We start from the raw sequence: 20,834 nt of genomic DNA on the forward strand, positions 1-20,834 counted from the left end.
TCAGGAGCATGGCATGTTGCGCATAATAGATACAGAAACCTGTGGTCTACAGGGAGGCATTGTTGAAATTGCTTCTGTCGACGTGGTTGACGGAAAAATAGTCAACCCCATGAGCCACCTGGTACGCCCTGACCGCCCCATCAGCCCACAAGCAATGGCTATCCATCGCATTACTGAAGCAATGGTGGCCGATAAGCCATGGATTGAAGACGTCATCCCGCAGTATTACGGCAGCGAATGGTACGTGGCGCACAATGCCAGCTTTGACCGCCGCGTATTGCCCGATATGCCCGGGGAATGGATTTGCACCATGAAGCTCTCCCGTCGGTTGTGGCCGGGGATCAAATACAGCAACATGGCGTTGTATAAATCGCGCAAGCTGAGCGTCCAGACGCCAGCGGGTCTCCACCATCACCGCGCCCTGTACGATTGCTACATCACTGCGGCACTGCTGATCGACATCATGCAGACGTCAGGCTGGACAGCCGATCAAATGGTCGATATTACCGGCCGTCCCGCCTTACTCACTACTTTCACTTTTGGAAAGTACCGCGGAAAACCGGTATCAGAAGTGGCTGAACGCGATCCGGGCTATCTACGTTGGTTATTTAATAACCTTGACAATATGAGCCCGGAACTACGATTAACGCTAAAACACTATTTGGATCACGCCTGAGCAGGCAGTGTTCCCTGCGCCAGTCCAATCAAAAAAGCGTACTCAAGGGCCACGCCTTCGTAAGATTTAAAACGCCCGGATTTACCGCCGTGTCCGGAATCCATATCCGTGCAAAGTAGCAGCAAACGATCGTCCGTTTTCAGCTCACGCAGTTTTGCCACCCATTTTGCTGGTTCCCAGTATTGCACCTGGGAATCGTGTAATCCCGTCGTGACCAGCAGATGTGGGTATGCCTGCGCGGTTACATTGTCATACGGGCTGTAGCTTTTCATATAGGTGTAATACTCTTCGTCCTGCGGATTACCCCACTCTTCAAACTCACCGGTCGTCAGGGGAATTGATTCATCGAGCATAGTGGTTACCACATCGACAAACGGCACCTGAGCAATAACACCATGGAAGCGTTCCGGGCGTTCATTAATGGCGACGCCCATTAACATGCCTCCGGCGCTTCCGCCCATGCCATAACATAACTCAGGCGCGCCATAGCCCATTTTTAGCAGCGCATCACAGACGTCGAGGTAATCATTAAAAGTATTTTTCTTGTGCAGAAACTTACCGTCCTCGTACCACTGTTGTCCTAATTCACCACCACCACGCACATGGGCAATAGCATAAACAAAGCCGCGATCCAGTAAGCTCAAACGGCTGCTGCTGAAATCGGCATCCATGCTGGCGCCATATGAGCCATAGCCATAAACGAGTAACGGATTTTTTCCTTTCAGGAAATACTTTTGATGATAAACCAGCGAAACCGGAACCTCGGTGCCATCACGCGCAGTTATCCATAGGTGTTCGCTACGGTAATTCGCCGCATCAAATCCGGGGACCTCCGTCTGCTTAAGCACACGACGTTCCCCGGTGTCCATATCCAGTTCAAACAACGTGTCCGGGGTGGTCATGGAGGAATAGCCATAGCGCAGGCGCGATGTCTCAGGCTCTGGATTATAGGCAAGCCAGGTCACATAAGCCGGATCGTCAAAGGCGATCCCGACCACTTCGCGCGTTTTACGATTAATCTGTCGTAGGCTGGTTAAGCCCCGCTGACGCTCTTCTACCACCAGCCAGTCAGTGAATAGCGTAAAGCCCTCCAGCATCACGTTGTCGCGCGCTGGGATCAGCGTCTCCCAGGCTTGCTCATCACGAACGCGGGTACGATACAGGCCGAAATTTTTCCCCTGACGGTTGGAGCGCAGATAAAAATTGTGTTGATAGTGATCGAGACTGTATTCATGGTCTTTGCGTCGCGCTAAAAAGACCAACGGTTCGGCATCCGCCAGTTCTGCGTCAAGCAGTAAAACCTCACTGGTGGTCGCACTGGCGATATGAATAACCACATAGTGTAGCGAGGTGGTTTTATGCAGGCTGACATAAAACATATCATCGGCTTCTTCATACACCAGCTCATCCAATGACGATGGAGAGCCGACTGTATGTCGCCACACCTGATACGGCAATAACGTTGTTTCGTGCTTGCGCACGTAATAGAAAGTCTGAGAATCATTCGCCCAGACCAGATCCGCTTCGACGTTTTCCAGCACTTCCGGATACCAGTTGCCGCTTTGCAAGTTGCGAAAACGCACGCCATATTGCCGGCGAGAGAGATAATCTTCCGCCAGCGCCATGATGGTGTTATCCGGAGATATCGCCAGTCCACCCAGCGTATAAAACTCGCTGTGTGCCGCGCACTGGTTCCCATCCAATAGAGTATCCCAATCATCCCACTCTTCACTGAGGGCAGACTGACGCTGATAAATAGCATATTCGCACCCCGGTTCATAAATATGCCGGTAGCGATAACCATTCTTCACATAGGGGGCGGATGCATCCTGAGGCGGGATACGGTCGATAATCTCTTTCAGGACACGATCCTGCAAAGCCTGCTGCGAGGCCATAACCTGGCGGCCATACGCGTTTTCTTGTTGCAGATAATCCAGCACTTCTGGCTGCGAGCGGGTGTCATCTCGCAGCCAGTAATAATTATCAACACGAGTATCGCCATGCTGCGTCATGGCGTGAGGAATACGAGAAGCTTTTGGTAGCATGTCATTGTTCTTTTGCTTAAACATCCTATAAGGGTGGCAAAAGACAGCAATGATGCAAGCGAAACATGCGCCTTAGCGGTAAGTAATTAACCCGGTAAAGCCTGTTTTTGTTCTTTGAGATCCTGTTCAATGCCTTCACGAACATCCAGCGGGATCTTCAACGCATCGCCCAGCGCATTGAGATAGCTACGCTCCATAAAGTGGTCGATATCAATCGCCGCACAGCTCAGGAAGTAAATTTCCAGCGCTTCTTCTTCGTTGCGGATGCCCTGCGCCAGGCGCTGAGGATCTAACGGTTGTTCAATAGCACGTTCAATCAGAACGCGGCCCTGCTCTTCCACGCCCGCTTCACGGAGCTGCTGTTCAATGGCCGCTCGTTCTTTGGCATCAATATGTCCATCGCTTTTCGCCGCAAAAACCAGCGCCAGGATCAGACGCTCGGTGCGCTCATCCAGCGGTGAACTTTGTGCGCCAAACTGCGGCTCATCCTGATGCGCAGCGCGAACCTTATCCTTGTATTTGTTCCATAACACGGTACCGGCAACCGCACCGCCGCCCACCAGAAGCGCGCTGGTGCCGTATTTGCTCAGCAATTTTCGTGAAGATTTGTTGGCAACCAGTAATCCTGCCAGACCGCCTAACGCGCCTGGAACCAGAAGTTTACTCAGCCCTTGCTCGCCAGAAGATGACGCGGAGGATCCTTTTTGCCCAAGAAGAGATTGTAGTTGATTCAGCCAATTAGCCATTTTGCCCCTCAAGTACAGACGAATAATCATCAAAGCGTACCCGAGGGTTGTCAGGAAGTGTTCAGGTCATCAAAAGATGTGCAAATACCTGCGTTACTGCGGCTGATACTCGGCCGTTCCGGCTTTGCAGTCGACTTTCACCAGGTAGTGAATATCTGCGCTTTTACCACGAACCGTCAGGGGAACTGACCATTTCGCGTCTTTGCCCGTAATATCGGGCGTGCTAACCCAGGCGACAGGGTCGGCTTGACCGACGCGTTTTTGATCGTCAACCCAGCGCGCGATGCGATTTTGCTGATAGTCACGTTTCACGCTTGCCGCAATACCGTCAGCATCCAGTCCTTCGCACTTGGGGAACTGAACATTCTTGCTTTCCATATTTGCCGCAAATACCGATACGCTGGCAGACAATAACAGCAGGCTCAATAACGCTCTTTTTTTATACATTCTTTTCTCCTTAATCTCCCCTTCGTCCTTCAGGTTGCCTGCGGCAACGTGAAATAACGTCAGGAATTGCACAATGATTCAGGGAAAAGCATGGTACAAAACGTCAGGAGCGCAAGTCGTTTCAGGCAGCCTGAGTATCATCCTCAGCGTGCGCATCGTTTTCGACAGCCTGTGGCGAAGGCAGCTTGCCGTTTTTCAGAATGGCGCTCAGCACATCTTTTTGCTCAGCCAGCCACAGGGAGAGAGCTTCACGCTGCTCGTCTTCGAGCGCTACCGGCGATTGCTCCAGCCATGTGTCGAGCAGATCTGCTGTATCCAGCATTTTGTCATACGCATCGGCTTCCTTTTTGCTGGTAAACGACATTTTTTCCTCACCTTCCCGAATGACTACGTATTTAACTTCAACCGCCATTTTTGCAGCCTCTTAAATTACCTGTATTTATGTACAGTATATTCTTTTTAAGCTCTGAAATCAACCTGGTAATAAAGACAGACGCAAACGTTTTCGTATATACTGCGCCCAGATAAAACAGGGGATTAATTTATGACGTTATTAGGCACAGCGCTGCGTCCCGCAGCAACGCGAGTGATGTTATTAGGTTCAGGTGAACTGGGTAAAGAAGTGGCGATTGAATGCCAACGCCTGGGTGTGGAAGTCATTGCCGTGGATCGTTACCCCGACGCGCCAGCCATGCACGTTGCCCATCGCTCCTACGTAATTAACATGCTGGATGGCGAGGCATTACGCCAGCTTGTCGAGCGTGAAAAACCACATTACATCGTGCCGGAAATAGAGGCGATTGCCACGGATATGCTGGTCAAACTGGAACAGGAAGGTCAACACGTTGTGCCTTGCGCACGAGCGACCCAACTGACCATGAACCGGGAAGGAATCCGTCGTCTCGCCGCCGAAGAATTGTCTTTACCTACATCATCTTTCCGTTTTGCAGACACCGAAACACGCTTCCGTGAGGCCGTTGCCGAAATCGGCTATCCCTGCATTGTGAAGCCGGTCATGAGTTCTTCCGGCAAGGGGCAGAGCTTTATCCGTTCAGCCGATCAGCTCACCGAGGCGTGGAACTATGCTCAACAGGGAGGCCGGGCAGGCGCCGGACGCGTTATCGTCGAAGGCGTAGTGAATTTTGATTTTGAAATCACCCTGCTAACCGTCAGCGCCGTTGATGGTGTGCATTTCTGCGCGCCGGTAGGTCATCGCCAGGAAGATGGCGATTATCGCGAGTCCTGGCAGCCGCAGCAGATGAGTGACCTGGCGCTGGCGCGCGCGCAGGAAATAGCCCGCAAGGTGGTACTGGCGCTGGGCGGTCACGGACTGTTTGGCGTGGAGCTGTTTGTCTGCGGTGATGAGGTGATTTTCAGCGAAGTCTCCCCTCGCCCTCACGACACGGGTATGGTGACCTTAATTTCGCAGGATCTGTCTGAGTTTGCCCTGCACGTACGTGCATTTCTCGGTCTGCCCGTTGGCGAAATCCGCCAGTATGGACCTTCTGCTTCCGCCGTTATTCTGCCGCAACTTACCAGCCAGAATATCACATTTGATAACGTACAAGCCGCTGTAGGTGCGGGTATGCAAGTGCGTTTCTTTGGCAAGCCGGAAATCGACGGGAGCCGTCGTCTGGGCGTTGTGCTGGCCACAGCACAGAGCATTGAAGATGCGGTGATACGCGCGAAAGACGCAGCCGCACAGGTGAAAGTCGCAGGATAAAAACCAGACCCGTAGGCCGGATAAAACATTGATGCCGTATCCGACCTACGGTTTACGCATTAACGGCTTACTGCTTCGCGCCTTCTACTGCTTCACGAGCCAGCTTGGTAATACGATCGTAATCACCCGCTTCCAGCGCATCCGCCGGAACCAGCCAGGAACCACCGATGCACAGCACGCTTTTCAGTGCCAGGTAGTCACGGTAGTTCGCCGGAGAGATACCGCCGGTTGGGCAGAAACGCACCTGAGAGAACGGACCCGCAATTGCCTGCAGCGCTTTGGTACCGCCATTTGCTTCAGCAGGGAAGAATTTGAACTCTTTCAAACCGTAGTCCATACCCAGCATCAGTTCAGACACGGTGCTGATACCAGGGATCAGCGGAATAGTACCTTCCGTCGCGGCTTTCAGCAGCGGCTCGGTCAGACCCGGACTGATAGCAAACTGTGCACCGGCTTCGGTAACTTCAGCCAGCTGTTGTGGATTCAGTACAGTACCTGCACCAACGATAGCGTCCGGAACTTCTTTTGCGATCGCGCGAATGGCATCCATCGCACATGCTGTACGTAAGGTCACTTCCAGAACGCGCACGCCGCCTGCAACCAGCGCTTTTGCCATCGGCACTGCGTGTTCCAGTTTATTAACCACGATAACCGGTACAACCGGGCCAGTGGTCAGGATTGCTTCTGCACTTGTCTTCCAGTTTTTCATCAGAGTTTTCTCTCGCCTGATTACAAAATAAGTCTTAAAAAGTGATACAGGTTGCGCCCTGTTCCGCACCGGACAGCTTTTCACGCAACGCGCTGAACATTTCACGGCCTGTGCCCACGCGCGATGCGCTGAGGTCAGGAATGTGAGGCTGACGAGAAGCAAGTTCCTCTTCATCAACCAGCAGCGTCAATTCACCTGTCTGTCCATTCACACGAATGATGTCGCCATCGCGTACTTTTGCCAGCAGCCCGCCATCGTAGGCTTCTGGGGTTACATGGATTGCTGAAGGCACTTTACCTGAAGCACCTGAAAGTCGTCCATCGGTAACTAACGCAATTTTGAAACAACGGTCCAATAATACACCAAGTGGCGGCATGAGTTTATGTAATTCTGGCATTCCGTTTGCTTTTGGTCCCTGATGGCGCACAACGACTACGCAATCACGGTCGAGCAGTCCCGCATCGAAGGCCGGCAATACATCATGCTGACTTTCAAAAACAACCGCGGGCGCTTCAATTACCTGATTTTCTACCGGAACCGCCGACGTTTTCATCACCGCACGTCCGAGGTTACCGCTCAGCACTTTGGTACCGCCGTGGTGGGAGAATGGCTGATCGATGGTAGCAATCACATTGCTGTCCAGCGACTTCGCTGCCCCTTCGCGCCAGTCCAGTTCACCCTCGTTGAGCCAGGGTTCCATGGTGTAACGCGACAAACCAAACCCAGCAACGGTGTTCACATCTTCATGCAGCAGACCCGCATTCAGCAGTTCGCGCATTAACACCGGCACGCCACCCGCTGCCTGGAAGTGGTTAATATCTGCCGGACCATTCGGATACAGACGCGCCATCAACGGCACTATATCGGACAGATCGGAGAAGTCGTCCCAGTTAATCAGAATCCCGGCTGCGCGCGCCATCGCAACCAGGTGCATTGTATGGTTGGTTGACCCCCCGGTCGCCAGCAGCGCGACAATACCGTTCACCACTACTTTTTCATCGATCATTTTACCGATCGGCATCCATTCATTGCCGTTACCGGTCAGACGCGTTACCTGACGAGCAGCCGCGGCGGTCAACGCTTCGCGCAGCGGGGCATCCGGGTGTACGAATGAGGACCCTGGCAGTTGCATCCCCATAAACTCCACCACCATCTGGTTGGTGTTTGCCGTACCATAGAACGTACAGGTCCCCGGTGCGTGATAAGACGCCGCTTCGGATTCAAGCAGCGCCATGCGATCGACTTTGCCTTCAGCATACAACTGACGGATACGCACTTTTTCTTTGTTCGCCAGACCACTCGCCATCGGGCCGGAGGGAATAAAGATCGAAGGCAGATGACCAAATGACAGTGCCGCCATCACCAGACCCGGGACAATTTTGTCGCACACGCCAAGGAATAACGCGCCGTCGAACATATTGTGTGAGAGGCCGACAGCAGCCGACATCGCAATCACTTCGCGACTCAGTAACGAAAGCTCCATCCCATCCTGTCCCTGGGTCACACCGTCGCACATCGCAGGAACACCGCCAGCGACCTGGCCTACCGCATTGGCTTCATGCAGCGCTTTACGAATGATGTCCGGATAATGTTCGTACGGCTGATGCGCGGAAAGCATGTCGTTATAGGAGGTAATGATCGCGATATTGTTACGCAGCATGCTTTTCAGCGAGGCCTTGTCATCTGGCTGGCAGGCAGCAAAACCATGCGCCAGGTTACCGCACGCCAGTTGTGAACGATGAACGGTAGTCGATTTCGCTTGTTCAATACGGGCAAGGTAGGCGGAACGCGTGTCGCGAGAACGTTCGACAATACGCTTTGTTACGCGTAACAAATTCGGATTCATAGAGGCTCCTAAAATTTATCTGTCAGAGCGTTGGATCAACAATGTGTTTCAGTTGGGTTAAAAGCAGCTGAATCGCTTGTTAGCCGTAGCTCAGGGGCAAAATCGTTTCAGGCAGTGTAATAAAAAAAGCCCCGCGGGTGAATCCACGCGGAGCTTAAAAGTGCAAAAATTATTCTACAATCTGTGTTAGATCATGTTACCGGTAAAATAACACCTATGAGCTAGATGATATTTTACTCGAATTCGTTCCAGGAACGACCATCACGGGTAATCATGGCCACAGAGGCAACCGGTCCCCAGGTCCCGGCCTGATACGGTTTAGGTGCGTCGTTGTCCATTGCCCAGGCTTCAGTAATAGAATCGACCCACTTCCATGCTTCTTCAACTTCATCTCGACGCACAAACAGCGCCTGAATGCCGCGCATCGTTTCAAGCAGCAGGCGCTCATAAGCGTCGGCCAGATGCGTTTGGTTGAAGGTTTCGGAGTAGCTCAGATCAAGTTTGGTAATTTGCAGGTTATGCTTGTGATCCAGCCCCGGCACTTTGTTTAGTACCTGGATATCGACACCTTCATCAGGCTGCAAACGGATAGTCAGCTTGTTCTGCGGCAGGTCCTGCCAGGATTCTCTGAACAGGTTCAGCTCAGGCGTTTTGAAGTAAACCACCACTTCAGAGCATTTGGTCGGTAAACGCTTACCGGTACGCAGGTAGAACGGTACGCCCGCCCAGCGCCAGTTATCGATATCCACGCGGATCGCCACAAACGTTTCCGTGTTGCTGCTCTTGTTCGCGCCTTCTTCTTCCAGGTATCCCGGAACTTTTTTGCCCTGGGCAAAACCGGCGGTGTACTGACCACGAACTGTCTTTTCACGTACGTTCGAACGATCGATACGACGCAGTGATTTCAGTACTTTCACTTTTTCATCACGGATGCTGTCGGCGCTCAGATCGGACGGCGGAGACATCGCGATCATGCACAGGATCTGCAGCAGGTGGTTCTGGATCATGTCGCGCATTTGACCGGCCTGGTCAAAGTAGCCCCAGCGCCCTTCAATGCCCACTTCTTCCGCCACGGTAATTTCTACGTGGTCGATAGTGCGGTTATCCCAGTTATTCACAAACAGGGAGTTGGCAAAACGCAGTGCCAACAGGTTCAGTACCGTCTCTTTGCCGAGATAGTGGTCGATGCGGTAAACCTGGCACTCTTCGAAATACTCGCCAACCTGATCGTTGATTTCACGGGATGTTGCCAGTGATGTACCCAGCGGTTTTTCCATCACCACGCGGGCAGGCTTAGCATTCAGCTTTGCTTCACCCAGACCTTTGCAGATCGCGCCAAAGGTGCTCGGCGGCATTGCAAAATAGTTGATGGTGGTACGCGATTTTTGATCCAGCATTTTGCCCAGACGCTTAAACGCGGCGGTGTCGTTGACGTCCAGGTTACAAAACTCAAGACGACCGCTGAGGGTTTCCCACAAACTTTCATCAATTTTTTCTTTCATGAAGGTTTCGAGCGCTTCGCGCACAACCTTGGTATAGGCTGCTTTGTCCCAGTCGGCACGCCCAACCCCAATGATGCGGGTATCCGGGTTAATCTGGCCGGCCTTTTCCAGTTGATACAGGGAAGGCAGCAATTTCCGTCGCGCCAGGTCGCCCTTCGCGCCGAAAATGACCAGATCACATGCCTGGGCTGTTTGCGTTACCGCCATGTCATTCTCCTCAATTAAGTGCCTGGTGCTTTTGCCAGACACTGGTTGTAATTTTATTACAGTGCACTGTACTGCTTTTACGTGAATCCGGAAACCGTAAACGCTTATCCAGCCGTGCTGTTACCGCGAACAGCCGCTTTATTGGCGTATAACCCATCAAAATGGATAAAAAAGTCGTCTTTTTCGTACCCATGAAGAAGTATGAAAATCCGACTCCGATCATGTAATGAAAAAAAACAACAACTATTTTGTCCATTTTGCCCCGTTGCTGCACTAGCAGGGGTACTATCTACCAGAGTTACCACTCGATTTCCCCTTATCGTTGAAATCGTTTTTGCCCATGACCCATGAGTCTACCTACATCATGAATATGCTGGAAAAAATCCAGTTAAAACTGGAACATTTGAGCAAGTCAGAGCGTAAAGTCGCCGACATTATTCTTGCCTCTCCCGAGCGGGCAATTCACTCAAGCATCGCCACGCTTGCTGTAGAAGCCAACGTCAGCGAACCGACGGTGAACCGTTTCTGTCGTAGCATGGATACGCGCGGCTTCCCTGATTTTAAACTGCATCTGGCACAAAGTCTGGCAAATGGTACCCCTTATGTTAATCGCAATGTGGATGAGGATGACAGCGTAGAATCTTATACGGGGAAAATCTTCGAATCGGCGATGGCAAGCCTTGACCACGTTCGTCAGTCGCTGGATAACACAGCGGTAAACCGGGCGGTAGATTTGTTAACCCAGGCGAAGAAAATCGCCTTCTTTGGTTTAGGTTCTTCCGCCGCGGTCGCGCACGACGCGATGAACAAATTTTTCCGCTTTAACGTACCGGTAATCTATTCCGACGACATTGTCCTGCAACGGATGAGTTGTATGAATTGTAGCGACGACGACGTCATTGTGCTTATTTCTCATACCGGAAGAACCAAAAGTCTGGTTGAACTGGCGCAGTTAGCAAGGGAAAACGACGCTATGGTTATCGCCCTCACCTCTCCCGGCACGCCACTGGCGCGTGAAGCCACGCTGGCTATTACCCTCGATGTACCGGAAGATACTGACATTTATATGCCCATGGTCTCTCGACTTGCTCAACTGACCGTGATAGATGTGCTGGCTACAGGATTTACTTTGCGCCGAGGGGCAAAATTTAGAGATAACTTGAAGCGTGTCAAGGAAGCGCTCAAGGAATCGCGTTTTGATAAAGAATTACTCATCAAGAGTGATGACCGCTAAAAGCAATAACAATGTTCTACCCTTTTATCATCCGGGTCGTTCATTTTACCGTTAATGTTTGAGAACGGCCGGATTAATGTTCACGCAACACCTAGTTGTTTCAGTCAACGGAGTATTACATGTCCAGAAGGCTTCGCAGAACCAAAATCGTTACCACGTTAGGCCCGGCAACTGACCGCGATAACAACCTTGAGAAGATTATCGCCGCGGGTGCGAACGTCGTACGTATGAACTTTTCCCACGGCTCTCCAGAAGATCACAAACTGCGGGCGGATAAGGTCCGTGAAATTGCCGCAAAACTGGGACGTCATGTAGCTATTTTGGGTGACCTGCAGGGACCTAAAATCCGCGTATCTACCTTTAAAGAAGGTAAAGTTTTTCTTAATGTTGGCGACAAGTTCCTGTTAGACGCCAACCTCGGTAAAGGCGAAGGCGACAAAGAAAAAGTCGGCATTGATTATAAGGGACTGCCTGCAGACGTCGTGCCTGGCGATATCCTGCTGCTCGACGACGGTCGCGTACAGCTTAAAGTGCTGGAAGTTCAGGGCATGAAAGTCTTCACCGAAGTCACTGTCGGTGGCCCGCTGTCCAATAACAAGGGCATCAACAAACTGGGCGGCGGTCTCTCTGCTGAAGCCCTCACCGAAAAAGACAAAGCCGACATCATTACCGCAGCGCAAATCAGCGTTGACTATTTGGCTGTCTCCTTCCCGCGCTGCGGCGAAGATCTAAACTATGCCCGCCGTCTGGCACGCGACGCCGGTTGCGATGCGAAAATTGTCGCCAAGGTAGAACGTGCAGAAGCCGTCTGCGACCAGAATGCGATGGATGACATCATCCTGGCTTCTGACGTAGTGATGGTAGCCCGTGGCGACCTGGGTGTTGAAATCGGTGACCCTGAGCTGGTAGGTATTCAGAAAGCGTTGATTCGCCGTGCGCGTCAGCTGAACCGTGCGGTCATCACCGCCACACAGATGATGGAGTCGATGATCACCAACCCAATGCCGACTCGTGCGGAAGTGATGGACGTGGCTAACGCCGTCCTCGACGGTACCGATGCCGTGATGCTCTCTGCCGAAACAGCAGCAGGTCAGTACCCGGCGGAAACCGTCACGGCAATGGCGCGCGTTTGCCTGGGTGCAGAGAAGATCCCAAGCATCAACGTCTCTAAACACCGCCTTGACGTGCAGTTTGATAACGTTGAAGAAGCGATTGCGATGTCAGCGATGTACGCTGCTAACCACCTGAAAGGGGTCACCGCTATTATCGCTATGACGGAGTCTGGTCGTACTGCGCTGATGACTTCTCGTATCAGTTCCGGTCTGCCAATTTTCGCGATGTCTCGTCATGAACGTACGCTGAATCTGACCTCTCTGTATCGCGGTGTCACCCCGGTTCACTTTGACAGCGAAACAGATGGCGTCGTTGCCGCCAATGAAGCAGTGAACCTGCTGCGCGATAAAGGCTATCTGGTTTCCGGCGATCTGGTGATTGTGACACAGGGCGATGTGATGAGCACTATTGGCTCAACTAACACCACGCGTATTCTGACCGTCGAGTAACGCCAGCGTTTGATGTAAAAAAGCCTCTCGTTTGAGAGGCTTTTTTTTATTTCTTCGGATAGAGATCTTTGCGCTTATAGGGCTCAATCTCGCCGGGTTTACGCGTCTTAAGCAGTTTCAGTATCCAGGTGTATTGTTCGACATGAGGCGTGACAAAAATTTCCACCTCTTCGTTCATTCGTCTGGCAATGGTGTGGTCATCCGCTGTCAGGATGTCATCCATCGGAGGACGGACCTTAATCGTCAGGCGGTGCGTTTTACCGTCATACACCGGAAACAGCGGCACTACACGCGCGTGGCAAACCTTCATCAAGCGACCAATTGCCGGTAACGTTGCTTTATAGGTAGCAAAAAAATCGACAAACTCGCTGTGCTCAGGCCCATGGTCCTGATCCGGCAGGTAGTATCCCCAATATCCCTGACGTACAGACTGAATAAACGGTTTGATGCCATCATTACGTGCATGTAATCGGCCTCCGAAACGACGGCGCACCGTGTTCCAGACGTAATCAAATACCGGGTTCCCCTGATTGTGAAACATTGCTGCCATTTTCTGTCCCTGGGAAGCCATCAGCATCGCCGGGATATCTACACCCCAGCCATGAGGAACGAGAAAAATCACTTTTTCATCGTTGCGGCGCATCTCTTCGATGATTTCAAGGCCCTGCCAGTCAACCCGATTCTGAATTTTCTCCGGACCGCGCAGGGCCAGTTCCGCCATCATGACCATCGCCTGAGGGGCTGTCGCGAACATCTCATCGACAATGGCTTCGCGCTCAGCTTCGCTGCGTTCAGGAAAACAAAGGGATAAATTGATCAGTGCTCTGCGACGAGAGCTTTTTCCCAAACGTCCAACCATCCGTCCGAGCTTTGCCAGAATAGGATCGCGAAATGACGCCGGCGTTAACGCAATCCCAGCTATCGCCGCTACACCCAGCCAGGCGCCCCAGTAGCGCGGATAGCGAAATGATTTATCAAACTCAGGGATATACTCAATATTCTTTTTTTTCGTTTCCATGCTCTTCCAGTGTCTGGTGCGGCGAAAAGTAGATCTGCTGATAGTGTAGCGGCGCACGATGCGCCGTACAAAATAAAAAAAGCCGGCACGCATCGCGTACCGGCTTTATCAGTGTGCTAATTAATCAAAACGTAGCTGAGGCATAACTTCTTTCACCTGCGCCAGATAATCGGTGCGATCCGAGCCGGTCAGACCTTCTGTACGCGGCAGTTTCGCCGTCAGAGGGTTCACGGCCTGCTGGTTGATCCACACTTCGTAGTGCAGGTGCGGACCGGTTGAACGCCCGGTGTTACCTGACAGCGCGATACGATCGCCACGTTTCACTTTTTGACCTGGTTTCACCAATAGCTTACGCAGGTGCATATAACGGGTGGTGTAGGTGCGACCATGACGTACCGCAACATAGTATCCGGCAGCGCCGCTACGCTTCGCTACGACCACTTCACCATCGCCTACCGACAGTACTGGCGTCCCCTGCGGCATCGCAAAGTCGACACCTTTGTGCGGTGCTACGCGTCCAGTCACCGGATTCAGGCGACGCGGGTTAAAGTTCGAGGAGATACGGAACTGTTTCGCCGTCGGGAAACGCATGAAGCCTTTCGCCAGCCCGGTACCGTTACGGTCATAGAACTTACCGTCTTCAGCACGGATGGCGTAATAGTCTTTGCCTTCAGAACGTAAACGCACGCCCAGCAGCTGGCTTTGCTCGCGCTTACCGTCCAGCATTTCGCGAGACATCAGCACTGAGAACTCATCGCCTTTTTTCAGTTTGCGGAAATCCATCTGCCACTGCATGGCCTTAATCACCGCGCTGATTTCAGAGCTGGTCAGTCCGGCCTCTTTGGCGCTGGCGACAAAGCTTCCGCCCACCGTGCCTTTGATACGGCTGTTAACCCAATCGCCCTGCTGCATTTCGCTGCTCATTTTGAAACCTGTCGCAGTGCGATCGTAAGTGCGGGTTTCACGGCGGGACACTTCCCAGGTCAGGCGCTGCAGGTCACCTTCCGCGCTTAACGTCCAGGATAACTGTTGACCAATTTTCAGATTGCGCAGTTCTTTATCGGAAGCAGCGAGCTGACTGATGTCGCCCATATCGATGCCGTACTGATTAAGAATACTGCTCAGCGTATCGCCTGTGGAGACGACATACTCATGCACGCCAGCTTCACCAGACGTTTTGTCATCCAGTTCATCCTGCGGAATGGCTTCGTCTTCCTGCGCGGCCTGATCGATAGGTTCACTGGCCTCAGGCAACAGCGAACGAATCTCGCTTTTTTCCAGCTCGATAGTTTTAACGATGGGTGCAGAATCGGGATGGTAAACATAAGGCCGCCAGACGGCGACGGCCAATGTCAGTACGGTAAGCGACCCCAGCATAACGCGATGGGGTCGCGGCAGATTATTAAATGCCAGAGCGACAGAGCGGGCTATCTGTTGCACGTATTCACTTCCTCATTAATCTCCTTTCAGGCAGCTCGCATACTGGTTGGCTAATTGGTTCAAAAACGCTGAATAGCTTGTTTTACCCAGTTTGATATTCGTTCCGAGCGGATCCAGCGTTCCCATTCGAACGGATGTCCCTCTCGCGACGGCTTCAACGACCGCTGGCCTGAACTGTGGCTCAGCAAAAACGCAGGTTGCTTTTTGCTCAACCAACTGTGTTCTTATTTCATGTAAACGCTGCGCACCAGGTTGAATCTCAGGGTTCACGGTAAAGTGACCAAGCGGTGTTAGTCCGTAGTGTTTTTCGTAGTAGCCATAGGCGTCATGAAAAACGAAATAACCTTTTCCCTTGAGCGGTGCGAGCTCGTTACCTACCTGCTTATCGGTTGCGGCTAATTGTGCCTCAAAATCCTTCAGGTTGGCGTCAAGTTTGGCTCGACTTTGCGGCATAAGTTCCACTAATTTTTCATGGATTGCAACCGCTGAGGCCCGCGCTATCTCTGGGGAAAGCCAAAGATGCATGTTGTAATCGCCATGATGGTGATGCTCGTCACTTTTTTCACTGCCAGCATCATTGTGTCCATGATCGTCATCGTCGTCATCAGCACCTTTCATGAGTAACGGTTTCACGTCATTGAGCTGCGCAATCGTTACCTGTTTCGCGTTAGGAATATTCTTGACTGACTTTTCCATAAACGCTTCCATCTCAGGCCCAATCCAAACAACTAAGTCCGCGCCCTGTAAGCGTTTTACGTCTGATGGACGCAGTGAATAGTCATGTTCGGAAGCCCCATCAGGCAACAGAACCTCAGTGTCTGTTACCCCGTCTGCAATGGCTGAAGCAATAAACCCCAGCGGCTTGAGCGAGGCCACCACAGCGGCATTTGCTGCCTGTGTTGCACTACCCCAAAGAGCAGCGGATAATGCTGCGAAAAGAAGCGTATTTTTATGTAACATAATGCGACCAATCATCGTAATGAATGTAAGAAATGTGATATTATAACATTCTATAACTTCTGCAAGACTAAAATTGATATGACGACTTTGGTTTCACTGGAAAATGTCTCGGTCTCTTATGGTCAACGCCGCGTCCTGTCTGACGTATCGCTTGAACTTCGACCCGGTAAAATTTTAACGCTTCTCGGCCCAAATGGCGCCGGGAAGTCTACGCTGGTGCGCGTTGTATTAGGGCTGGTAGCGGCTGATGAGGGAGTAATCAAGCGTAATGGTCAATTGCGGATTGGCTATGTACCGCAAAAACTGTACCTCGATACTACGCTGCCACTGACGGTAAGTCGGTTTATGCGCTTACGTCCCGGTACCAAAAAAGAGGATATCCTTCCGGCACTGAAGCGCGTTCAGGCCGGGCATCTGATGGATGCGCCGATGCAAAAGCTCTCTGGCGGGGAAACACAACGCGTCCTGTTGGCCCGTGCTTTATTGAATAAACCTCAGCTACTGGTGCTCGATGAACCAACCCAGGGCGTGGATGTCAATGGGCAGGTCGCACTGTACGACCTTATCGACCAGTTGCGACGTGAACTGGATTGCGCCGTACTGATGGTTTCCCATGACCTGCATCTGGTGATGGCCAAAACCGATGAGGTACTGTGCCTGAACCATCATATTTGCTGTTCCGGTGCGCCGGAAGTGGTTTCTATGCACCCGGAATTCATCTCAATGTTCGGGCAACGCGGCGCCGAACAACTCGGAATTTACCGTCATAATCACAATCACCGCCACGATTTACAGGGTCGTATCGTCTTACGCCGGGGAAATGGTCACTCATGATTGAATTGTTATTACCCGGTTGGTTAGCCGGGATCATGCTGGCCTGTGCCGCTGGCCCACTCGGCTCGTTTGTAGTCTGGCGTCGAATGTCTTATTTCGGTGATACGCTGGCCCACGCTTCGCTGCTGGGGGTCGCCTTTGGCCTGCTGCTGGATGTAAACCCTTTCTATGCGGTTATCGCCGTCACCCTGTTGCTGGCTGGCGGTCTGGTATGGCTGGAGAAGCGCCCTCACCTTGCGATCGATACCTTGCTGGGTATTATGGCGCACAGCGCGTTGTCATTGGGGCTGGTTGTTGTCAGCCTGATGTCCAACATCCGTGTGGATCTGATGGCTTACCTGTTTGGTGATTTGCTCGCCGTGACGCCAGAAGATCTTATCTCCATCGCCATCGGCGTGGTTATTGTTCTGGCGATTCTGTTCTGGCAGTGGCGCAACCTGCTGTCGATGACCATCAGTCCTGATCTGGCATTTGTCGATGGTGTGAAGCTGCAACGCGTGAAGCTGCTGCTGATGCTAGTTACGGCGTTAACGATTGGTGTGGCGATGAAGTTTGTCGGGGCGCTGATTATCACCTCACTGCTTATCATCCCTGCGGCGACCGCCCGTCGCTTTGCCCGTACGCCGGAGCAGATGGCAGGAGTTGCCGTTGGAGTGGGAATGATAGCGGTTACAGGCGGGCTGACCTTCTCGGCCTTCTATGACACCCCGGCAGGTCCCTCCGTGGTGCTGTGCGCCGCGCTGCTGTTTATTTTCAGCATGATGAAAAAGCAGGCGAACTAAGCATGCGTTGCCCGGTGGCGCTGCGCTTACCGGGCCTACAAAATCGCCCAGGCCTGATGAGCGTCACGACATCAGGCACTAAGGCATCTGTGGCGGTGTAATGCCAAAATGGTTCCAGGCGCGCACGGTTGCCATACGTCCACGCGGCGTACGCTGCAGAAAACCTTGCTGAATCAGATACGGCTCCAGCACGTCCTCAATGGTTTCACGCTCTTCCCCAATCGCCGCTGCCAGGTTATCCAGTCCTACCGGTCCGCCAAAGAATTTATCGATAACCGCCAGCAGCAGCTTACGGTCCATATAATCGAATCCTTCCGCATCCACATTGAGCATATCCAGCGCCTGGGCGGCAATATCAGCCGAAATCGTGCCGTCATGCTTCACTTCAGCGAAATCGCGTACCCGGCGTAATAAACGGTTGGCGATACGCGGCGTACCGCGGGCGCGGCGTGCCACTTCCAGCGCGCCTTCATCGCTCATTTCCAGGCCCATAAAGCGTGCGCTACGCCCAACAATGTGCTGCAGGTCTGCCACCTGATAGAACTCCAGGCGCTGCACAATACCAAAACGGTCACGCAGCGGAGAGGTTAACGACCCGGCGCGCGTCGTCGCCCCGATTAGCGTGAACGGCGGCAGATCGATCTTAATCGAACGGGCAGCCGGCCCTTCACCAATCATGATATCCAGCTGATAATCTTCCATCGCCGGATACAGCACCTCTTCCACCACTGGTGACAGACGATGAATTTCATCGATAAACAGCACATCGTGGGGTTCAAGGTTGGTAAGCATTGCCGCCAGGTCACCCGCTTTTTCCAGTACCGGACCGGACGTGGTGCGCAGGTTAACACCCATTTCATTGGCGACAATATTGGCAAGCGTAGTTTTACCCAGACCAGGAGGACCGAAAATCAGCAGGTGATCGAGAGCGTCACCGCGCAGCTTCGCCGCCTGGATAAAAATCTCCATTTGCGAACGGACCTGAGGCTGGCCAATGTACTCTTCCAGCAATTTTGGGCGAATCGCACGATCCACCAGATCTTCAGGGGTAGTGCTGACAGCCGAAATCAGGCGATCTGCTTCAATCATCCGTTACCTCACAATGCCGCGCGAAGCGCTTCACGAATCAGGGTTTCACTGCTGGCATCAGGGCGGGCAATTTTGCTCACCATGCGGCTGGCTTCCTGTGGTTTATAGCCCAACGCCACTAGCGCAGCAACCGCTTCCTGCTCGGCGTCGTCCGTTGTCGGACTTGCCGGAGACGTCAGGACCAGATCCGCTGCTGGTGTAAAGAGATCACCATGCAAACCTTTAAAGCGGTCTTTCATTTCTACAATCAGGCGTTCTGCGGTTTTTTTACCAATACCCGGTAATTTCACCAGCGCGCCCAGCTCTTCGCGCTCCACGGCATTAACGAACTGCTGAGCAGACATACCGGAGAGGATCGCCAGCGCCAGCTTCGGTCCCACGCCATTGGTTTTGATTAATTCTTTAAACAGCGTGCGCTCTTGCTTGTTGTTAAAGCCATACAATAGCTGAGCATCTTCTCGCACCACAAAATGGGTGAAAATAATCGCTTCTTGCCCGGCTTCCGGCAACTCGTAGAAACAGGTCATCGGCATATGCACTTCATAGCCTACCCCGCCCGTTTCCAGAAGGACCAGCGGGGGTTGTTTTTCAATAATGATGCCTCTGAGTCTGCCTATCACGTGACGCTCCTGCGTTAAGGGCTAAAAGGTAATGCGCTATCATAAAAAAAGGCTGGATAGATATCCAGCCTCATTTGTCACTAACGTAATCGACCTCGCGCCAAATTCAGCCTCGACTCGCTCATTTGCATGGCGTTCTGACTGACATGGCAGTGGGTAATGGCAATCGCCAGTGCATCCGCAGCATCCGCTTGCGGATTCGCCGGGAGTTTTAGCAGCGTGCGTACCATATGCTGGACCTGGCTTTTTTCCGCGCTACCGATCCCCACCACGGTCTGTTTTACCTGGCGGGCCGCGTATTCAAAGACCGGTAGATCCTGATTGGTCGCCGCAACGATTGCCACGCCGCGAGCCTGTCCCAGCTTTAGCGCCGAGTCGGCGTTCTTCGCCATAAAAACCTGCTCAATGGCAAAATAGTCCGGCTGAAACTGGGTGATGATTTCCGTCACGCCCGCGTAAATCAACTTCAGACGTGACGGTAGATCGTCGACTTTGGTGCGAATGCAGCCGCTGCCGAGGTAGGTCAGCTGCCTGCCGACCTGACGAATAACACCATAACCGGTGATGCGCGACCCCGGGTCAATGCCGAGAATAATAGACATCACGCATCTCCTGTTATTTTATGGCTTAACCACATCATTCTAAGGTGGCAGCAACCTCATCGGAGATTTCACCGTTGTGGTAAACTTCCTGCACGTCGTCGCAGTCTTCTAGCATATCGATCAGACGCATCAGCTTCGGCGCTGTTTCTGCATCCATATCCGCTTTGGTGGATGGGATCATAGACACTTCAGCTGCGTCCGCTTTCAGACCAGCCGCTTCCAGCGCGTCACGTACTTTGCCCATCTCTTCCCACGCGGTGTAAACGTCAATTGCGCCGTCGTCGAAGGTCACAACGTCTTCAGCACCTGCTTCCAGCGCCGCTTCCATGATGGCGTCTTCGTCGCCATGTTCAAAGGAGATTACGCCTTTTTTGCTGAACAGATAAGCCACGGAACCGTCGGTACCGAGGTTACCACCCGTTTTCGTGAACGCGTGACGCACTTCCGCAACGGTACGGTTACGGTTGTCAGACAGACATTCAATCATAACGGCTGTACCGCCAGGACCGTAACCTTCATAGATGATGGTTTCCATGTTGGAATCTTCATCACCACCCACACCGCGCGCGATTGCACGGTTCAGGGTGTCACGGGTCATGTTGTTAGCCAGCGCTTTATCAACCGCTGCACGCAGACGCGGGTTAGCATCCGGATCGCCGCCGCCCAGTTTAGCCGCCGTCACCAGCTCACGAATTATTTTGGTGAAAATTTTACCGCGTTTAGCATCCTGCGCTGCTTTACGGTGTCTGGTGTTGGCCCATTTACTATGACCTGCCATAAATAATATCTCCA

Annotated in this window: 20 protein-coding genes; 6 read left to right on the plus strand and 14 right to left on the minus strand. The window is 52.5% G+C overall.

Annotated features, from left to right (window positions below; translation table 11 throughout):
- Window positions 1-13 precede the first annotated feature (13 nt).
- Complete coding sequence (exoX, locus tag OGX92_RS17335; RefSeq protein ID WP_003833802.1) at window positions 14-676, plus strand: exodeoxyribonuclease X; 663 nt, start codon at window positions 14-16, stop codon at window positions 674-676.
- Here the strand turns inward: exoX and ptrB are convergent.
- From ptrB to yebG, 4 genes are all read right to left on the minus strand, one after another.
- The gene (gene ptrB, locus OGX92_RS17340) at window positions 667-2,721 is read right to left on the minus strand and encodes an oligopeptidase B (protein ID WP_286586881.1); all 2,055 of its coding nucleotides are present in this window, start codon (window positions 2,719-2,721) and stop codon (window positions 667-669) included. The genes exoX and ptrB overlap by 10 nt on opposite strands.
- An 86-nt stretch (window positions 2,722-2,807) precedes the next feature.
- On the minus strand, window positions 2,808-3,467 hold the full coding sequence (locus OGX92_RS17345; RefSeq protein ID WP_063940875.1) for a tellurite resistance TerB family protein: 660 nt from the start codon (window positions 3,465-3,467) through the stop codon (window positions 2,808-2,810).
- A 93-nt stretch (window positions 3,468-3,560) separates the two neighbouring features.
- Window positions 3,561-3,914 (minus strand): protein YebF, encoded by a 354-nt coding sequence (yebF, locus tag OGX92_RS17350; protein ID WP_206159589.1) that lies wholly within the window; start codon window positions 3,912-3,914, stop codon window positions 3,561-3,563.
- Window positions 3,915-4,035: 121 nt separating this feature from the next.
- Entirely contained in the window at window positions 4,036-4,326 is a 291-nt protein-coding gene (gene yebG / locus OGX92_RS17355) for a DNA damage-inducible protein YebG (RefSeq protein ID WP_003833810.1), read from the minus strand.
- Window positions 4,327-4,458: 132 nt separating this feature from the next.
- Here yebG and purT point away from each other — a divergent pair, with 132 nt between their 5' ends.
- Window positions 4,459-5,637: a formate-dependent phosphoribosylglycinamide formyltransferase gene (gene purT / locus OGX92_RS17360; protein ID WP_003833812.1), complete on the plus strand. Its 1,179-nt coding sequence runs from the start codon at window positions 4,459-4,461 to the stop codon at window positions 5,635-5,637.
- Between the two features lie 67 nt (window positions 5,638-5,704).
- Here the strand turns inward: purT and kdgA are convergent, their stop codons facing one another.
- The 3 genes from kdgA to zwf form a co-directional block, all read right to left on the minus strand.
- Window positions 5,705-6,346 carry a bifunctional 4-hydroxy-2-oxoglutarate aldolase/2-dehydro-3-deoxy-phosphogluconate aldolase gene (gene kdgA / locus OGX92_RS17365; RefSeq protein ID WP_003034901.1) on the minus strand — a complete coding sequence of 214 codons (642 nt, stop codon included), beginning with the start codon at window positions 6,344-6,346 and terminating at the stop codon, window positions 5,705-5,707.
- A 34-nt stretch (window positions 6,347-6,380) separates the two neighbouring features.
- Window positions 6,381-8,192 (minus strand): phosphogluconate dehydratase, encoded by a 1,812-nt coding sequence (gene edd / locus OGX92_RS17370; RefSeq protein ID WP_003833815.1) that lies wholly within the window; start codon window positions 8,190-8,192, stop codon window positions 6,381-6,383.
- 233 nt (window positions 8,193-8,425) lie between these two features.
- Complete coding sequence (gene zwf / locus OGX92_RS17375; protein WP_003833817.1) at window positions 8,426-9,901, minus strand: glucose-6-phosphate dehydrogenase; 1,476 nt, start codon at window positions 9,899-9,901, stop codon at window positions 8,426-8,428.
- A gap of 364 nt (window positions 9,902-10,265) precedes the next feature.
- Here zwf and OGX92_RS17380 point away from each other — a divergent pair, with 364 nt between their 5' ends.
- Window positions 10,266-11,135: a MurR/RpiR family transcriptional regulator gene (locus OGX92_RS17380; protein WP_032934480.1), complete on the plus strand. Its 870-nt coding sequence runs from the start codon at window positions 10,266-10,268 to the stop codon at window positions 11,133-11,135.
- A gap of 119 nt (window positions 11,136-11,254) precedes the next feature.
- Window positions 11,255-12,697, plus strand: coding sequence for a pyruvate kinase (gene pyk / locus OGX92_RS17385; protein ID WP_003833821.1), 1,443 nt, complete (start codon window positions 11,255-11,257; stop codon window positions 12,695-12,697).
- A gap of 46 nt (window positions 12,698-12,743) precedes the next feature.
- On the opposite strand, the gene lpxM is transcribed toward pyk, so the two are convergent.
- The 3 genes from lpxM to znuA all read right to left on the minus strand — a co-directional run bounded on the left by lpxM (window position 12,744) and on the right by znuA (window position 16,115).
- A complete protein-coding gene (gene lpxM, locus OGX92_RS17390; RefSeq protein WP_020996628.1) occupies window positions 12,744-13,715 on the minus strand; it encodes a lauroyl-Kdo(2)-lipid IV(A) myristoyltransferase in 972 nt (323 codons plus the stop codon).
- A gap of 120 nt (window positions 13,716-13,835) precedes the next feature.
- Window positions 13,836-15,155, minus strand: a complete 1,320-nt coding sequence (gene mepM, locus OGX92_RS17395; protein WP_003833825.1) for a murein DD-endopeptidase MepM — start codon at window positions 15,153-15,155, stop codon at window positions 13,836-13,838.
- Between the two features lie 15 nt (window positions 15,156-15,170).
- A complete protein-coding gene (znuA, locus tag OGX92_RS17400; RefSeq protein WP_003844151.1) occupies window positions 15,171-16,115 on the minus strand; it encodes a zinc ABC transporter substrate-binding protein ZnuA in 945 nt (314 codons plus the stop codon).
- A gap of 78 nt (window positions 16,116-16,193) precedes the next feature.
- Between znuA and znuC the strand changes: the two genes are divergently transcribed.
- Both znuC and znuB read left to right on the plus strand, forming a co-directional pair.
- On the plus strand, window positions 16,194-16,949 hold the full coding sequence (gene znuC / locus OGX92_RS17405; protein ID WP_003833829.1) for a zinc ABC transporter ATP-binding protein ZnuC: 756 nt from the start codon (window positions 16,194-16,196) through the stop codon (window positions 16,947-16,949).
- Window positions 16,946-17,731, plus strand: a complete 786-nt coding sequence (gene znuB / locus OGX92_RS17410; protein ID WP_003833831.1) for a zinc ABC transporter permease subunit ZnuB — start codon at window positions 16,946-16,948, stop codon at window positions 17,729-17,731. The genes znuC and znuB overlap by 4 nt, the downstream gene beginning before the upstream one ends.
- A gap of 78 nt (window positions 17,732-17,809) precedes the next feature.
- On the opposite strand, the gene ruvB is transcribed toward znuB, so the two are convergent.
- The 4 genes from ruvB to OGX92_RS17430 all read right to left on the minus strand — a co-directional run bounded on the left by ruvB (window position 17,810) and on the right by OGX92_RS17430 (window position 20,820).
- The gene (ruvB, locus tag OGX92_RS17415; protein ID WP_003034872.1) at window positions 17,810-18,820 is read right to left on the minus strand and encodes a Holliday junction branch migration DNA helicase RuvB; all 1,011 of its coding nucleotides are present in this window, start codon (window positions 18,818-18,820) and stop codon (window positions 17,810-17,812) included.
- 8 nt (window positions 18,821-18,828) lie between these two features.
- Complete coding sequence (gene ruvA / locus OGX92_RS17420; protein ID WP_003034869.1) at window positions 18,829-19,440, minus strand: Holliday junction branch migration protein RuvA; 612 nt, start codon at window positions 19,438-19,440, stop codon at window positions 18,829-18,831.
- A gap of 80 nt (window positions 19,441-19,520) precedes the next feature.
- A complete protein-coding gene (gene ruvC / locus OGX92_RS17425; protein ID WP_003034867.1) occupies window positions 19,521-20,042 on the minus strand; it encodes a crossover junction endodeoxyribonuclease RuvC in 522 nt (173 codons plus the stop codon).
- Between the two features lie 34 nt (window positions 20,043-20,076).
- Window positions 20,077-20,820, minus strand: a complete 744-nt coding sequence (locus OGX92_RS17430; protein WP_240389405.1) for a YebC/PmpR family DNA-binding transcriptional regulator — start codon at window positions 20,818-20,820, stop codon at window positions 20,077-20,079.
- Between the last annotated feature and the right edge of the window lie 14 nt (window positions 20,821-20,834).

The organism is Citrobacter sp. Cpo089 (genome assembly GCF_030332695.1).
Lineage (GTDB): Bacteria > Pseudomonadota > Gammaproteobacteria > Enterobacterales > Enterobacteriaceae > Citrobacter > Citrobacter portucalensis.

Coding starts and splice junctions, on each gene's coding strand:
- znuA (WP_003844151.1), bottom strand. CDS start 16,115: ATGTTACATAAAAATACGCTTCTTTTCGCAGCATTATCCGCTGCTCTT.
- lpxM (WP_020996628.1), bottom strand. CDS start 13,715: ATGGAAACGAAAAAAAAGAATATTGAGTATATCCCTGAGTTTGATAAA.
- yebF (WP_206159589.1), bottom strand. CDS start 3,914: ATGTATAAAAAAAGAGCGTTATTGAGCCTGCTGTTATTGTCTGCCAGC.
- exoX (WP_003833802.1), top strand. CDS start 14: ATGTTGCGCATAATAGATACAGAAACCTGTGGTCTACAGGGAGGCATT.
- OGX92_RS17430 (WP_240389405.1), bottom strand. CDS start 20,820: ATGGCAGGTCATAGTAAATGGGCCAACACCAGACACCGTAAAGCAGCG.
- kdgA (WP_003034901.1), bottom strand. CDS start 6,346: ATGAAAAACTGGAAGACAAGTGCAGAAGCAATCCTGACCACTGGCCCG.
- znuB (WP_003833831.1), top strand. CDS start 16,946: ATGATTGAATTGTTATTACCCGGTTGGTTAGCCGGGATCATGCTGGCC.
- edd (WP_003833815.1), bottom strand. CDS start 8,192: ATGAATCCGAATTTGTTACGCGTAACAAAGCGTATTGTCGAACGTTCT.
- zwf (WP_003833817.1), bottom strand. CDS start 9,901: ATGGCGGTAACGCAAACAGCCCAGGCATGTGATCTGGTCATTTTCGGC.
- znuC (WP_003833829.1), top strand. CDS start 16,194: ATGACGACTTTGGTTTCACTGGAAAATGTCTCGGTCTCTTATGGTCAA.
- pyk (WP_003833821.1), top strand. CDS start 11,255: ATGTCCAGAAGGCTTCGCAGAACCAAAATCGTTACCACGTTAGGCCCG.
- ptrB (WP_286586881.1), bottom strand. CDS start 2,721: ATGCTACCAAAAGCTTCTCGTATTCCTCACGCCATGACGCAGCATGGC.
- ruvB (WP_003034872.1), bottom strand. CDS start 18,820: ATGATTGAAGCAGATCGCCTGATTTCGGCTGTCAGCACTACCCCTGAA.
- yebG (WP_003833810.1), bottom strand. CDS start 4,326: ATGGCGGTTGAAGTTAAATACGTAGTCATTCGGGAAGGTGAGGAAAAA.
- ruvC (WP_003034867.1), bottom strand. CDS start 20,042: ATGTCTATTATTCTCGGCATTGACCCGGGGTCGCGCATCACCGGTTAT.
- purT (WP_003833812.1), top strand. CDS start 4,459: ATGACGTTATTAGGCACAGCGCTGCGTCCCGCAGCAACGCGAGTGATG.
- OGX92_RS17380 (WP_032934480.1), top strand. CDS start 10,266: ATGAATATGCTGGAAAAAATCCAGTTAAAACTGGAACATTTGAGCAAG.
- OGX92_RS17345 (WP_063940875.1), bottom strand. CDS start 3,467: ATGGCTAATTGGCTGAATCAACTACAATCTCTTCTTGGGCAAAAAGGA.